The following is a 15277-nucleotide window of genomic DNA, read 5'->3' on the forward strand; positions in this document are numbered from 1 at the left end:
CCGCCGCGCCAAACTTGCCGCATCGCATCTAGAATATGCCCGAAGCAGCCCGCCCCCTGCGCCCTTCCGTTCGCCATGAGCTACCCCGCTTCGCCATCCGAGCCGACGCCGTCGCGCGTCGAATTCGCCGACATCCCGCCCGAATTCGCGCCGACGCCCACTCATCCAATCCGTGTGCGCTCACGGCCGATGCCGGCCGGCGTGCGCGTCGCGCGCCATACGCATGCGTGGGCGCAGGTCGCGTACGCGTCGCGCGGCGTGCTGCGCGTGACCACCGCACAGTCGACGTGGATGGTGCCGCCGTCGCGGGCCATCTGGGTGCCGCCGTACGTGTTGCACGAAGTCGTGATCGTCGAAGAAGCGTATCTGCGCACGCTCTACGTGAACGAGAACGCAGTGCCGCCCGGGCTCGACGCGTGCCGGGTGGTCGAGGTATCGGCGTTGCTGCGCGAAGTCATCGCCGCATTCGACACGCGCGATCTCGAGCCTGCGCGCGAACGGCTGCTCGGCGCGCTTGCGCTCGACGAACTGACGCGCTCCGAACCGCTGCCGCTTGCGGTACCGATGCCGACCGAGAAACGCTTGCGCGCGTTATGCGAAGCAGTGCTGGCAGACCCGGCCGCCACCGATTCGCTCGAACGTTCCGCCGCCGCGGTCGGCGCGAGCACACGCACGATCGCGCGACTGTTTCGCCAGGAACTCGGCGTCAGTTTTTCGCAGTGGCGTCAGCAGGCTGTGCTGGCCCGCGCGATTCCGCTGCTCAACCGTGGCCGGCCGCTGGCGCAGGTCGCACAGGAACTCGGTTATCAAAGCCAGAGCGCGTTTTCGGCGATGTTCCGCCGCCAGTTCGGTGCGAGTCCGCGTGCATTCATCATGCGCGGCGCGGAGCATGCATTGAACGGTGATGAAGATACGCGCGACGAAGCGCATGACGATGCAATGCCGGGCCTGGCCGGATCGTGAAACGCAAACGATGAGCAGGCTCGCAGGTGAAGGCTTCGCGGCGAGCGAGCCCCCTGCGCGCCACGCGTCAAACGCGCCGCGCCATATGCCGGATCGAGCCGAGCTGCGCAAGCCGCGGCCCGGCCAGCCGATACCCCATCCGCTGATAAAGCCGCGCAGCCGGATTGTCGACGAACACACGCAGTTGCAGTTCGCGCAGCCCGCGCGCGCGGGCCCACTTGTGCGACATGTTCAGCAGATACGTGCCCGCGCCGCGTCCGCGATGCCCTTCGGCGATCTGCACGTCGCGAATATGCAGCGAATCGCCTTCTTCGGTAACGCGCAGCACACCGATACGTTCGCCATCGGCTTCGAGAATGAAATTTTCCGATTCGCGCCAGCTTGCGAGAAACAGATCGCCGCGCCACACCAGATGATGCCGACGATAGTAGCCGCCCATGTTGTTGCGCGTCAGCGCTTCCGCGAACGGGAAGTCGTCCATGCTGGCCTGGCGCAGCAGAAACGGAGACGGTTCTTCGGTGGGGTCGAGCATCGCGCGTTGCGGGTGAGAGACGGGTCGGTCAACGTTAAGATACGCGATTCGTGCTGACAATGGCTGTTTGCCCCAGCGCAGCACGCCAGTTGGCGCAATGACAAAAAGCCGCAGAGCGCCGCAGCCGACCACGCATACCAACCAGACATCCTGCGAAACAGCTAACAAGCGGACAAGCCAGCAAAGGAAAAATCCGCGTACGAAAATCCCGTAAACGAAAAAGCCCGCTGACGAATCAGCGGGCTTTCCGAGATCTGGCGGAGCGGACGGGACTCGAACCCGCGACCCCCGGCGTGACAGGCCGGTATTCTAACCAACTGAACTACCGCTCCATTACTGCTATTGCCTGCTTACGAATGTCGACCACTTCCGCAAGCGCACAGCGCGCGATACTGCGGCGCACTGCCGTTGTCTGGCGTCCCCTAGGGGATTCGAACCCCTGTACTCACCGTGAAAGGGTGATGTCCTAGGCCTCTAGACGAAGGGGACAACGTACTACGTAACCCTGCGATGCAATACTACGCTTACACCTTTAATGCAAAAGCCCGTTGAGGCGCTTAGCGACGCGCACCCTAACGGGCTTGACCCTCGCGGGCTCGATCTGGCGGAGTGGACGGGACTCGAACCCGCGACCCCCGGCGTGACAGGCCGGTATTCTAACCAACTGAACTACCACTCCAGTCTTTCTATCAAGCAGGAGAGCGTTGGCTATTTCTCTCAAGCTGCACTGCCTGCGCATTACGCTGCAGGCAACGCCGATATTCTGGCGTCCCCTAGGGGATTCGAACCCCTGTACTCACCGTGAAAGGGTGATGTCCTAGGCCTCTAGACGAAGGGGACAAAATCTTCGCAGATTCCGTCTTTCAACACTGATTTTGCAGCAACTTTACTTCAACTTGCCTGCCAAATCAACGAAGAACGTTATTCTAACCACGTTAAAGCACTTTGTGAAGAGTTTTTTACTACAAGTTCCCGGTTACTCAAAACTTACTGCCGTCCTGACTTTAACCCGTAACACTCTTCTGCTTCACCTGCCCTGCTACATCAGCAGAGCCTGCGATTATACGCAGCGCTAACGCGGATACGCAAGAAATTTCAACGCGGCCTACTGCCCGCAAATCCATGCCTAGCCTGCCGCACGTCGCCGCGGGTTGGTCCATCACCCCTTAGCGCAGTAACGGACGCCATCCCCCGTGTTTCCCCCTAATTGACGCACTCCGCATCGCCGCGCAGACTGCATTCAACAGGTGTGATCACAGGTCACACATCTCAGACGACGCTATCCGGAGGCCGACGTGGCAACACGCGTAGCGAGCAAGGAACTGCCGCCGATGGAGCTGGTGGCGCGCGACACGATGGCCAACCGCGTGTATGCGCAACTGCGCGAAGCGATCATGACCGGCCGCTTCGCGCCGGGCCAGCTGTTGAGTCTGCGCGGTGTCGCGGACGCGGTCGGCTCGTCGACGATGCCAGTGCGCGGCGCGCTGACGCGTCTGCAGGCCGAAGGCGCGCTGATCGACGGCCCGGGCCGCGCACTGATGGTGCCGCCGATGACGCTCGAACTGCTCGAAGAACTGCGCGACGTGCGCATCGCGCTGGAAGGCTGCGTGGCGGCGCGCGCGGCCAAACGCATGTCGCAAGAGCACCTGGCCTCGCTGCAGCAGGTGTTCGACACGATGGATGCGCACGTCGAAGCCGGCGACGTATCGGCCTACCTGCTGAGCAATTTCGAGTTTCACGTGGCGATCTACACGCACGGTGCGAGCGACGTGACGCTCGCGACGATCCAGAACCTGTGGATGCGTATCGGCCCGTTCCTGAACCTGGTGGCGCCGGACATTCCGCATATGCGGCGTTCGATGGCGGCGCACCGCAAGATTGCCGAAGCGCTGTGGCACGGCGACAGCGAAAGCGCGCGCGCCGGGATCGAGCAGGACATCGGTGAAGCCGCCGACGACTTGCGCGAACGGTTGCTGGAACAGCAGCAACAGGCGACCGCATAGCGCCCGCGCGCAGACAGCAGCACCGCAGCACAAAGCACAAAGCACACAACAATGGAGACGACAGCATGACGGTTCTACAGATGTTGACGCCGCGCGCGGGCCTGCGCGTGCTGGTGACGGGCGGTGCGTCCGGCATCGGTCTTGCGATCGCACAGGCATTCATCGAAACGGGCGCGCGGGTACATGTATGCGATGCGAGCGAAGCCACGCTCGATGCGCTTCGCCAGAGCCAGCAAGGCGCCGCCAACCCGATCACCGCGACGCTTGCCGACGTGGCCGCGCGCAGCGCGGTCGAGCGTGTGTTCGCCGACGTCGCGCAACAGCTAGGCGGTCTCGACGTGCTGATCAACAACGCCGGCATCGCCGGGCCGACCGCCGGCGTCGACGAGATGGATGCCGATGCATGGGAGCAAACCATCGACATCAACCTGAATGCGCAGTTCTACTTCGCGCGACGCGCGGTGCCGCTGCTGCGCGAGGCCCCGGACGGCGGCGCGATCATTGCGCTGTCATCGGTAGCGGGCCGGCTTGGCTACGCATTCCGCACGCCCTACTCCGCCACCAAATTCGCGATCGTCGGCCTCACGCAAAGCCTTGCGATCGAACTCGGGCCGGCCGGTATCCGCGTGAACACGATTCAACCGGGCATCGTCAAAGGCCCGCGCATCGAGCGCGTGATCGCCGCGCGTGCGCAGCAGCTCGGCCTCAGTTACGAAGAGATGGAGCAGCGCTATCTCGAGAAGATCTCGCTGCGCCGCATGACGACGCCCGAAGAAGTCGCGGCCACCGCCCTCTTTCTTTGCTCGCCGGCGGGCATGGGCATTTCGGGCCAGGCGATTTCGGTATGCGGTAACGTGGAGGTGCTGTAGCGCGGCAGCGCACGACTTACCGCCACACAGCCCCTCAAGCCGCACCGTCAGTAAGGCATGCAGAAGTTTCACCGGTTTCTTTTTAGCGGACCGTTTCCGGTTCACAAGCAACGAAACACGAGGACACCATGGCAGCCAAACGAAAAGTCATCATCACCTGCGCGCCGACCGGCGCGATCCACACGCCTTCGATGTCGCCGTATCTGCCGGTCACGCCGCAGCAGATCGCCGACGCGGCGCTAGCCGCAGCAAAAGAAGGCGCAGCCATCCTGCACCTGCACGCACGCGACCCGCAAGACGGCCGACCCACGCAAGACCCGGCCGTATTCGAGCAGTTCCTGCCGCAGCTAAAAGAGCGCACCGACGCGATCATCAACCTGACCACCGGCGGCAGCCCGCACATGACGGTGGCCGAACGGCTGCGCCCGGCACATCACTTCAAACCGGAAGTCGCGTCGCTGAACATGGGCTCGATGAACTTCGGCCTGTTCCCGATGCTGAACCGCTACAAGGACCTGAAGCACGACTGGGAGCGCGAGCATCTGGAGAAAAGCCGCGACCTCGTGTTCAAGAACACCTTCGCCGACATCGAATACATCCTGACCTCGTGCGGCGCGAACGGCACACGTTTCGAGTTCGAGTGCTACGACATCTCGCACCTGTACAACCTCGCGCACTTCGTCGATCGCGGGCTCGCCAAACCGCCGTTCTTCGTGCAGAGCGTATTCGGCATTCTGGGCGGCATCGGCGGCCATCCGGAAGATTTCGCGCACATGCGCCGCACCGCCGACCGCCTGTTCGGCGACGACTACGTCTGGTCGATTCTCGGCGCCGGCCGCAACCAGATTCCGCTCGCATCGATGGGCGTCGCGCAGGGCTCGAACGCGCGCGTCGGCCTCGAGGATTCGCTGTGGATCGAGCCCGGCAAGCTGGCCGAATCGAGCGCGGCGCAAGTCGTGAAGATCCGTCAGGTGATCGAAGGTCTGTCGCTCGACATCGCGACGCCCGCCGAAGCGCGCGCGCTACTGAAGCTCAAAGGCGGCAACGAGGTCAACTTCTGACAACGCGGAGACAAGCGTGGCTACTCCCGAACTCAAGGTCGTCGCGATGCCCACCGGCTGGCTCACGGTCGATCATTCGTCGCTGGTGTATGGCCGCCACTACGGCCAGCAGCTCCGCATTCCGGTGTGGTCGAGCGCGATCGTCGGCGGCGACAAAAAGATCGTCGTCGATACCGGCATTCACGATCCGGGCTGGGTCAGCAGTTTCATCTGCCCGTGCGACCAGGCGCCGGAAGAACGGCTCGAACGCGCGCTGAAGGAATACGTCGGCTGGCGCGCCGACGACGTCGACATCGTGATCAACACGCACCTGCACTACGACCATTCGGGCGGCAACACGCTGTTTCGCAACGCACGCTTTATCGTGCAGCAGAGCGAGTGGGAATACGCGGCGCGCCCGCTCGACACGCAGACCTCGCTATACCAGGAGTTCCTGATCGGCCGCGCGCCGCTCGCGTGGTTTCGCTGGCAGTTCGTCAACGGCATCGCGGATATCGCACCGGGCGTGCGGGTGTTTCCGACGCCGGGCCATACGCCGGGGCACCAGTCGGTGGCCGTGAACACGGCCGAAGGCGTCGCGGTGATCACCGGCGATTGCGCGAACTGCATGGAGAACATCGTCGATGGTGTGCCGGTCGGCATCATCTGGCAGACCGAGGCGGAGCTCGCGTCGTTAAAACGCATCCGCCAGATCGCCGACCTCGTGATTCCGGGCCACGACCCCGACGTCGTGCCCGGCAGCGCGGGCCTGCGCCTGCCGGCCTCGGCGCGCCTGCCGCACGTCGAGAACACGGCCGGCACCACGAACAACGCTTACGGCACCAACACCGCTACGTAGCACCGATCAAGTAAAGCAGCCGCAGCACAACAACCACAACCCATCTGCAGGATTGGAGGACGACATGAACGCATGGACGCACATCACTCATCGTGCGGGGCGGCTGCTACGCGGCGCGGCTCTTGGCGCGACGCTCGGCGCCGCCGCGCTCGGCGGCTTGACGCTGGCGGGGCCGGCGGCGGCCGCCGGCAAGTACAAGATCTTTCTGTCGATGAGCTACGTCGGCAACGACTGGCAGACCGAAGCGGCCAACATGATCAAGGCGATGGCCGCCACGCCCGATCTGAAGGACAAGGTCGACCTCGAAGTGCAGGTCGCCGGCACCGACGCGCAAAAGCAGATCCAGCAGATCAACTCGATGGTGCAGGCGGGCGCGAAAGCGATCGTCATCTATCCGATCTCGCCGACCGCATTGAACCGCGCGATCAAGAACGCCTGCTCGAAGGGCGTGGTGGTAGTCGCGTACGACGGCGAAGTAACCGAGCCGTGCGCGCACAACGTGGCGATCGACCAGCATCTGGCCGGCCGCGTGACCGCCGAATGGCTGGCCAAGACCATCAACGGCAAGGGCAACATCGTGATGATCACCGGTGTGCCGGGCACCTCGGTGGACCGCGCGCGCACCGAAGCCGCGAAGGAAGTGTTCGCGAAGTTCCCGGGCATCAAGATCGTCGCGGAAGGCACCGGCATGTGGAGCCAGGCAACCGCCAAGACCGAGCTGTCGAAGATTCTCGCCACCAACACATGGGACAAGATCGACGGCCTGTGGATGCAGGTGGGCTGCTTCACGGCCGCGTCGATGCAGCTCGAAGCGGGCGTGCCCGACGACAAGGTCAAACCGTGCGCCGGCGAATCGTCGAACGGCCACCGCGTGCAGATGCTGCCGCCTGGCAGCGTGAAGGGCGAAGGCAGCTATCGCGCGATCGGCTACCGCTCGATCTCGTATGGCGCACCGCCCTATTCCGGCGCGATGGCGTTGAAGCTCGCGGTGCAGAAGATCGAAGGCAAGGACTTCCCGACCAAGGTGACGCTGAAGCTGCCGCTGGTCGAGACGCCGCAGTCGAAGCTGTGCAAGACCGGTTCGATCGACGAGCTGCGCGCGGGCTGCACGGCGTTCCCGCCGGACAAGGTGCCGCCGGGCTGGTTCGCGGACATCTATTCGGAGGAAACCCGCGAAGTGGGCTTTAACGCGGCGCTGAACGGCACGCCGGACTGAGCCACCGGACTGAGCCACCCACGCGCCACCCACGCGCGGCCGAATGAGTCGCCACGCGGGCAACAAAACGGGCCGCCAGGTCCGACCGCGGCGCGGGCTGCAGAGCTCACAGCACGCCCCGCCGCCCACGCCTAACCCACCACGGAGTCCGACGATGACGCTGATGGCCGAACCTCGCGAAGCACAGCCCGCCCCCTGGGCGATCGACGTCGCGAACGTCACGAAGCGTTTCGGCGCGACGGTCGCGCTGAACAACGCATCGTTTCGCGTACGCCGCGGCGCGGTGCACGCGCTGCTCGGCGAGAACGGCGCGGGCAAATCGACCACGGTGAAGCTGCTATCCGGGCTGATGCGGCCCGACGAAGGCCGCATCGCGATTCTCGGCCACGACGTGCAGATGCGCGAGCCGAAGGACGCGCATCGCGCCGGCGTGCAGACCGCGTTCCAGGAAATGACGCTGGTGCGCGACCTGACCGTCGCGCAGAACCTGCTGCTCGGCGTCGAGCCGTCTGGCTGGCTCGGCCGGATCCGGCGCAGCGAGGCGCAGCGCAAGGTCGCGCACTGGCTCGAAGCGCTCGAGCTGACCGACGTGCGGCCCGGCGCCTACATCCGCGATCTGGCGCTGCCGGTGCGGCAAAAAATCGAAATCGCCAAGGCGATGGTGCGCGAGCCGCAGGTGCTGCTGCTCGACGAGCCGACCTCGGCGCTATCGGGCCGCGACGTCGCGTGGCTCGCGCGGCGCATCGACGAGCTGAAGGCGCGCGGCGTCACCTTCGTGTTTATCTCGCACCGGATGCAGGAAGTGCGCGAGTTCTGCGACAGCCTGACGATCTACCGCAACGGCCGCGACGTCGGCGCGTTCGACACCGCCGCGATTTCCGACGACGAAGTGATCCGCCTCGTGATCGGCCGCTCGCTGGAGGCGAAGTATCCGCCGAAAGAGCCGCCCACTTTCCACGCCCCGTCGCCCGCGCTCGAACTGCGCAACGCGCGGGTCGACGGCGTGGTCGAGGATTTCAACCTGACGCTGAAAGCCGGCGAAGTGCACGGTATCGCCGCGCTGCAAGGCATGGGCCAACGCGAACTGTTCGAGGCGCTGTTCGGCGCGCAATACATCGACGCGGGCCAGATGTTAGTGGACGGCAAGCCGGTCACGCTGACGTCCACCGCCGACTCGCTGAAGGCAGGCGTCGCGACCAGCCTGCTGCCCGAAGACCGCAAAAGCGAAGGCCTGTTCCTGAGGCTGCCGGGCGGCGAAAACATCTCGCTGCCGGTGATCAAACGCTATACGCGCTTCGGCCTGATCGACCGCAAGCGCGAGCGTGCCGCGATCGAACGTGTGCTCGCGCAGATGGAAGTGAACCCGCGTGCGGTCTACAAGCCGTGCCTGTCGTTTTCGGGCGGCAACCAGCAGAAGATCGCGATGGCCAAATGGCTGCTGACGCAAAGCCGCGTCTGGCTGATGTTCGATCCGACGCGCGGCATCGACGTCGGCACCAAGCACCAGATTTTCGTGTTGATGCGTGCCTTTGCAGCGGCCGGCGGCGCGGTGCTGTTCTATTCGACCGACGTGCCGGAGCTGGTCAACGTGTGCGACCGCGTATCGGTGATGTACCGCGGACGCAACGTCGCGGAGCTCGAAGGCGACACGTTGAACGAAGAGAACGTGATGCGCAGGATGCTGGCGAGCTGAGCGACCGCGGCACACAGCGTACGCGGTCGCGCATGCAGTGGTGCCGCCGCGCGCAGCCCGCATCTGAAGACCCGTTCAACGCAGTCACGGCAAACCGCACAGGCAAACCGCAAGGAAACATCATGAGCAACGCAATCGCATCGCCTGACAGCGACATCGTGCGGTCCGGCGCGCGCATCGGTCTGGGCGCGCGCATCGACCATCATCGCGGCCTGATCATCGCGATCGGCGCGCTCGCCGCGATGCTGATCGCGTGGGTCGCGCTGTCGGCGACGCCGGTCGGCATGTACGACATCGGCTCGGTGATCTCGAGCGCCACCACGCTCGCGCTGGTTGCGATCGGCCAGACCATCGTCGTGCTGAGCGGCGGCTTCGACCTGTCCGCTTCGGCGGTGCTGTCGCTCGCCAACGTGCTCGCGGTGCGCTTCGTGCACGGCACGCCGCTCGAGCAATGGGCCGGCGCCACGCTGGTGATCGCGATCGGCGGCGGCGTCGGTTTGCTGAACGGTGCGTTGATCGCATGGTTCCGGCTGCAATCGATCGTCGTCACGCTGGCGACGATGTTCATGGTGCAAGGCGTCACGCTGCTGATCCAGAACAAGCCGGGCGGCAGCGTCGGCGAACAGTTTTCGGGCTTCATCACGTCCGACCTGATTGCCGACAAGCTGCCGATGTCGGCCGGCGTGCTGATCGTCGCGCTGCTGGTGTGGGCGTTTATCCGGCGCACGCGCTTCGGCGTCGGCCTGTACGCGATCGGCAGCGAACCGGACAGCGCGTACGCGAATGGCACGCCCGTCACGCGCTACCGGATCGGCACCTACGTGCTGGCCGGCATGTTCTACGCGGCAGCCGGCCTGTACGTGTCGGCGCAGACCGGCTCCGCCGATCCGCTGGTCGGCCGGCCGCTGCTGCTGTCGATGTTTACCGCGGTGGTGCTCGGTGGTACGTGGCTCGGCGGCGGACGTGGCGGCTGTGTCGGCACCGTATTCGCCGCGATGACGCTGATGGTGACCGTCAACATCCTGCTGGTGCTGAACGTGTCTGCGTTTTTCACGACCATCGCCGAAGCGGCGATCCTGATTCTGGCGGTGCTCGGCTCGTCGATCGGCAAACAGTCGGCGGCGCACGAATGCGCGCGGCACGCGCTGCAATGGTTCAAGGCGTGGCGCACCGGCACGCGCGCGAGCAACGGTGGCAGCAGCGGGGGCAAATTCGGCCAGCGCGCGCGTAGCGTCGCGTTCGAAGTGGCGAACTTCAAGCCGCTCGAAAACACCGAACTTAAAGGCCAGTGGCTGTCCGACTGGATCGAGCGCAACCGCGAATGGGTCAAGTACATCGTGCCCGCCTACCTGCTGTTCTTCGGTGTGGTGGCGGTGACCGGCTTCGTGTATGGCCCCGGCGTGCTGGCCAGCGCGAACTTCTACAGCAGCCTGCTGACCTTGACGCTGTTCCTCGCGATCCTCGGTCTCGGCCAGGGCGCGGTGATTCTGACCGGCGGCCTCGATCTGTCGGTGCCATGGCTGATCACGCTATCCGGCGTGCTGCTGACCGGGCTCACGCACGGCGTCAACGAAGCGGGCTTGTGGGCCGTGCCGCTGGTGCTCAGCGCGGGGCTGCTGGTGGGCCTCTTCAACGGCATCGGCGTGGTCGTGCTCGGGCTGCCGCCGATCGTCGTGACACTGGCGGCGAACGGGCTGCTGCAGGGGCTCACGCTGATCTATTGCAACGGTTCGCCGCAAGGCTGGGCGCCGCCGGCGATCAGCGCGTTCACCAACGACCGCGCCGGGCCGTTGTCGCTCGCCGCATGGAGCGTGCCGCTGGTGCTGGCAGCCGCGTTGTTGCTGCTGCACCGCACGGCATTCGGACGGCGCGTGTACGCGGTCGGCAACTCGCCGGTGGCGGCAAAACTGTCGGGCGTGCGCGTCGGCGCGACGCTGATCGCGGTGTACTGCCTGTCGGCGCTCTGTTCGACGGTGGTCGGCGTGCTGCTCGCGGGCTTTTCCAGCCAGGCGTTTCTCGGCATGGGCGACCCGTATCTGCTGCCGTCGATCGCGGTGGTGGTGGTCGGCGGCGCGCTGATCACCGGCGGGCGCGGCCACTATCTCGGTGTATTCGGCGGCGCACTGCTGCTGACCGCGCTCGGCACACTGCTGGCCGGCACCACAGTGCCGCCCGCGGTACGCGACATCATCAACGGCGCGGTCGTGCTGGCCGCGGTGATCACGCTGCGCGACCGCAAGAGCTGATGACGCTATCCACGACACTTTATCGTTCACGACGAGGCGTTCGATGATGACCTTCCGCGCGACGTATCGCCATCGTCGGCATCGAACGCATGGCCGCGGTGATGACGTTGCGCGACTGCAAGTGCTGATGCACCCATCCATTCAACTTTATCGTTCACGACGAGGGATTCGATGACGACTTCCGCACGACGTATCGCCATTATCGGCACCGGCCGGATTGGCCGCGCATGGGCAATCGTGTTCGCCCGCGCCGGTTTCGACGTGAATCTGTACGATGCCGAGCCCGCGATGCTGGAAGGCGCGTTGCCGGCGATTCGCGACAGTCTCGCGGACTTCGCCGGCTTCGGGTTGCTCGACGAAACAGCGGATGCGATCGCACAGCGGATCAAGCTGTGCCCGCAACTCGCCGATGCGGTGCGCGACGTCGCGCTGGTGCAGGAAAACATCGCCGAACTCGTCGACGCGAAGCGCGCAATGTACGCCGAACTCGACCGTCTGACGCATGCCGACACGCTGCTCGCGAGTTCGACCTCGGGGCTTCCTGCATCGACGTTTACGCAAGGGCTTGCCGGCCGTGCGCGCTGTTTCGTCGCGCACCCGGTGAATCCGCCTTCGCTGGTGCCGCTCGTCGAGCTATGCGGCGCGCCATGGACTTCAACCGACACGCTCGCACGCGCCCGTGCACTGTACGAAGAAGCCGGCCAGAAACCCGTGAACGTCGAAGGCGAAATCTCCGGTTTCCTGCTGAACCGCCTGCAAGGCGCGCTGCTCGACGAAGCGTTCAGCCTGTACGAACAGGGCTATGCGAGCGCCGCCGATCTGGACACCGTGATGCGCGACGGCCTTGGCTTGCGCTGGGCCTTCATGGGTCCATTCGAGACCATCGATCTGAACGCGCCGGGCGGCGTATCCGACTATGCGCAGCGCTACGGCGGCACGTACCGGACCATCGCCGGCGAACGCGTGCCGTTCGACTGGTCGCCGGACACGATTGCGAGACTCGACGCGGAACGTACTGCCGCGTTGCCGCGTGCCGATATCGAAACCCGCAGCCGCTGGCGCGACCGGCGGCTGATGGCGCTGCTCGCGCATCGCCGCCGCGACGCGGAAGATGCGAACGCCGCGAACGACGCAAAAAACTAGCCGCCCTGCTTCACACGCAACCACAACCGCCCAACCGCGCAGCCTCACGCGCCACAGCCACGGCCATCGCAACCGCACAGCCTCACACGCACCCGCACCCCAAACCCATGGAGACACCGATGATCGAAACCCGCCTGCTGGTCGACGCGAACAACCATCTGGGAGAAGGTCCGCTGTGGGACGTAAAGGAACAGCGTCTGTACTGGATCGACAGCACCGCCGCCGAGATCTACCGCTGCCGCGCGGACGGCAGCGAAGTGGAGCGCTTTTTCGTGCCGACCCACATCGGCTCGATGGCCTTGCGTGAACAAGGCGGCGCGGTCGTCGCGCTCGCCAGCGGCCTGCATTTCTACGACTTCGACGCGCAGACGGTGCAACTGATCGGCAACCCCGAAAGCGACGACCCCGAAACGCGCTTCAACGACGGCAAGGTCGACCGGCGCGGCCGCTTCCTCGCCGGCACGATGGCCTACGACTTCGACCGCTACGACGCCGACCGCGGCCAGCGCTCGACGCGTAGCGGCGGCCTGTACCGGCTCGACCCGAACGGCACGATCGCGTGCCTCGAGCGCGGCATCAGTTGCTCGAACGGCCCGTGCTGGAGCCCCGATAACCGCACGCTGTATTTCACCGACACCTACGACCGCGTGATGTACGCGTACGACTACGACATCGAAACCGGCGCGGCGAGCAACCGGCGCGTATTCGCGTCGGCGCGCGACATGGCCGGCACGTTCGACGGCGCGACCGTCGATGCGGAAGGATTCGTCTGGAGCGCGCTGGTATTCGGCGGCCGCATCCTGCGCTTTACGCCCGATGGCCGGATCGACCGCGTGGTGCCGTTTCCGGTACGCAATCTGACCAGCGTGATGTTCGGCGGACCGAACCTCGACGTGCTGTACGTGACGACCATGGGCCGTCCAATGTGGGGCATCCCGCAGAAGGAACGCGAGCGCGGCGGCCTGTTCGCGGTCAGCGGGCTTGGCGTCAAAGGCCTGCCGGAGCCGCGCTTCGCGGGCTAGCGGCGCGCCGCATCGTCGCCGTTCTCCTGTGCCGCACGCACGAAGCCATACAGATCGCTTACGCAGCATGCGCGAATTTGCATCGCGCATGCGCGACGACGCCACGGTTTCACGCTACGCTGGTTAGAATATGCGGCATATCAGGTGCCGGTGCGCCGTGCGCGCCTCGCGGCGGCGCACCGGTACGACACAAGGAGACATGCGATGTGGTTCGTCGGAAAGAGCGAGCTTCTCTCGCTGATCGAACGCAATTGCCTCGAAGAGGTGATGCCGGCCTTCAGCGATCACCGCAGCCTGCGCAAAAATGCGCTGATCTATCGCCCGGAGGAACAGAGCGAATACGTGTACCTGCTGAAAGTCGGCCACGTGCGCCTCTATCGTCTCACCGAGGAAGGCCAGGAAATCACGCTGTCGTTCATCAAGGCCGGCATGATTTTCGGCGACGGCGACGTGCTCAACGAAGCCAGCTATTCGCATTACGCGCAGACGCTCGCGGAAAGCCGCGTCTGCTACATCCGCAAGGCGGATTTCAAGGACCTGCTCAAACGCTACGACGCGATCAACCAGTTCGTGCTGCGCAGCCATCACCAGCGCTGGCAGGAAGCGCAAAAGCTGATCGAGAACCTGTCGCTGCACGATGTGCGCAAACGGCTCGTCAATATCCTGACGATGTTCGCGTCGCAGATCGGCGCACCGTTCGTGCATGACGGCGCGAACGGCGCGGTACTGATCGACCTGTCGATTGCGCAGGACAAGCTCGCGGAATTCATCGGCACGTCGCGCGAATCGGTGAACCGGCATTTCAGCGATCTGAAAGCCGAAGGCCTCGTCGACACGCATGAACGCAAGATCGTGCTGACGCCCGCCTTTGTCGCGCAGTACCTGCCGGGCATGACCGCCAGCATGGCGCCGGCGCTCGCCGCCGCGGCAGGCGGCGCGCAACCGGTGGCGAAATCGGCGTTGCCGGCCAACCACGCGTACAAGGTGCCGTTAGTGCGTGCTTGACCGTGTGCTCGACAGCGCGGCCCTGACGGTCGCCACGCCGCTTTGCGGGCTCGACAGCACCGGCACGCGCGTGGCGCCCAGCGCAGGCACGAGACGCGCCATCGACACCTGCGCGAGCACCACCACGTCCACTTCGTTGGCGAGCGCGAGGATCGTGCGCTTCAACACTTCGTCGTGACGTTCGCCGTCGCCGGCGAGCAGCGCTTCGAACGCTTCTTCGGCGACGCGCTCGACCACGCTTACCTCACGACCCGCTTCGGCGGCTTTCTTGCGGATCAGCCGCACGGTCGGTTCGAGCGTCGTCTTGACGGTGGCGACCACGCCAATGCGCGAACCAATCCGGCTTGCTTCCAGCGCCATGGTTTCGTCGATCTTGATGATCGGCGTGCGGATCATGCCGCGCAGCGTGTCGACCGCTTCGCCGACCGACGAGCACGCATTCAGGATGTAATCCGCGCCCATCGCCTGCGCATTCGACATGTACGTGTACAGGCGGCCCGTCACTTCGGGCGTCAGATGCCCGGCGCTGCGCACGTCGTTCAACAGGCTGTCGTCGACGATGTTGATCATCCGCACGTCGGGCAGCTGTTCCTTGAATTGATCCTTCAGCGGTTGAACCGTCACGGGACCGGTATGCACTACGACAATCGTTGCCATCTGGGTTGAAGCTCCGTTTTTAACAGGTT

General features: G+C 65.0%; 13 protein-coding genes and 4 tRNA genes. 11 read left to right on the plus strand and 6 right to left on the minus strand.

The window, feature by feature from the left end:
• Window positions 1-75: 75 nt before the first annotated feature.
• Window positions 76-963: an AraC family transcriptional regulator gene (locus ACYVNQ_RS09630; RefSeq protein WP_460902259.1), complete on the plus strand. Its 888-nt coding sequence runs from the start codon at window positions 76-78 to the stop codon at window positions 961-963.
• Between the two features lie 67 nt (window positions 964-1030).
• On the opposite strand, the gene ACYVNQ_RS09635 is transcribed toward ACYVNQ_RS09630, so the two are convergent.
• The 5 genes from ACYVNQ_RS09635 to ACYVNQ_RS09655 all read right to left on the minus strand — a co-directional run bounded on the left by ACYVNQ_RS09635 (window position 1031) and on the right by ACYVNQ_RS09655 (window position 2335).
• Window positions 1031-1495, minus strand: a complete 465-nt coding sequence (locus ACYVNQ_RS09635; protein ID WP_460902260.1) for a GNAT family N-acetyltransferase — start codon at window positions 1493-1495, stop codon at window positions 1031-1033.
• 255 nt (window positions 1496-1750) lie between these two features.
• A tRNA-Asp gene (locus ACYVNQ_RS09640) sits at window positions 1751-1827 on the minus strand.
• Between the two features lie 81 nt (window positions 1828-1908).
• Window positions 1909-1984 (minus strand) — tRNA-Glu (locus ACYVNQ_RS09645).
• 113 nt (window positions 1985-2097) lie between these two features.
• Window positions 2098-2174: transfer RNA gene (locus tag ACYVNQ_RS09650), tRNA-Asp, on the minus strand.
• Window positions 2175-2259: 85 nt separating this feature from the next.
• Window positions 2260-2335 (minus strand) — tRNA-Glu (locus ACYVNQ_RS09655).
• A gap of 491 nt (window positions 2336-2826) precedes the next feature.
• Here ACYVNQ_RS09655 and ACYVNQ_RS09660 point away from each other — a divergent pair.
• The 10 genes from ACYVNQ_RS09660 (at window position 2827) to ACYVNQ_RS09705 (ending at window position 14591) form a co-directional block, all read left to right on the plus strand.
• A complete protein-coding gene (locus ACYVNQ_RS09660; protein WP_460902681.1) occupies window positions 2827-3498 on the plus strand; it encodes a GntR family transcriptional regulator in 672 nt (223 codons plus the stop codon).
• A 65-nt stretch (window positions 3499-3563) separates the two neighbouring features.
• Window positions 3564-4367, plus strand: a complete 804-nt coding sequence (locus ACYVNQ_RS09665) for an SDR family oxidoreductase (protein ID WP_460902261.1) — start codon at window positions 3564-3566, stop codon at window positions 4365-4367.
• Window positions 4368-4495: 128 nt separating this feature from the next.
• The gene (locus ACYVNQ_RS09670) at window positions 4496-5428 is read left to right on the plus strand and encodes a beta-keto acid cleavage family enzyme (protein ID WP_460902262.1); all 933 of its coding nucleotides are present in this window, start codon (window positions 4496-4498) and stop codon (window positions 5426-5428) included.
• Between the two features lie 46 nt (window positions 5429-5474).
• On the plus strand, window positions 5475-6266 hold the full coding sequence (locus tag ACYVNQ_RS09675) for an N-acyl homoserine lactonase family protein (RefSeq protein WP_460902682.1): 792 nt from the start codon (window positions 5475-5477) through the stop codon (window positions 6264-6266).
• 64 nt (window positions 6267-6330) lie between these two features.
• Entirely contained in the window at window positions 6331-7482 is a 1152-nt protein-coding gene (locus ACYVNQ_RS09680) for a sugar ABC transporter substrate-binding protein (RefSeq protein ID WP_460902263.1), read from the plus strand.
• Window positions 7483-7636: 154 nt separating this feature from the next.
• Window positions 7637-9175, plus strand: coding sequence for a sugar ABC transporter ATP-binding protein (locus ACYVNQ_RS09685; RefSeq protein WP_460902264.1), 1539 nt, complete (start codon window positions 7637-7639; stop codon window positions 9173-9175).
• A 122-nt stretch (window positions 9176-9297) separates the two neighbouring features.
• Window positions 9298-11421 (plus strand): ABC transporter permease, encoded by a 2124-nt coding sequence (locus tag ACYVNQ_RS09690; protein WP_460902265.1) that lies wholly within the window; start codon window positions 9298-9300, stop codon window positions 11419-11421.
• A gap of 171 nt (window positions 11422-11592) precedes the next feature.
• Window positions 11593-12564 (plus strand): 3-hydroxyacyl-CoA dehydrogenase, encoded by a 972-nt coding sequence (locus ACYVNQ_RS09695; protein ID WP_460902266.1) that lies wholly within the window; start codon window positions 11593-11595, stop codon window positions 12562-12564.
• Window positions 12565-12683: 119 nt separating this feature from the next.
• On the plus strand, window positions 12684-13586 hold the full coding sequence (locus tag ACYVNQ_RS09700; RefSeq protein WP_460902267.1) for an SMP-30/gluconolactonase/LRE family protein: 903 nt from the start codon (window positions 12684-12686) through the stop codon (window positions 13584-13586).
• 204 nt (window positions 13587-13790) lie between these two features.
• Window positions 13791-14591 (plus strand): Crp/Fnr family transcriptional regulator, encoded by an 801-nt coding sequence (locus tag ACYVNQ_RS09705; RefSeq protein ID WP_460902268.1) that lies wholly within the window; start codon window positions 13791-13793, stop codon window positions 14589-14591.
• Here the strand turns inward: ACYVNQ_RS09705 and ACYVNQ_RS09710 are convergent.
• The gene (locus ACYVNQ_RS09710; RefSeq protein ID WP_460902269.1) at window positions 14577-15248 is read right to left on the minus strand and encodes an aspartate/glutamate racemase family protein; all 672 of its coding nucleotides are present in this window, start codon (window positions 15246-15248) and stop codon (window positions 14577-14579) included. The two genes, ACYVNQ_RS09705 and ACYVNQ_RS09710, sit on opposite strands and share 15 nt — an antisense overlap.
• Between the last annotated feature and the right edge of the window lie 29 nt (window positions 15249-15277).

It is taken from the genome of Paraburkholderia jirisanensis (assembly GCF_054782355.1).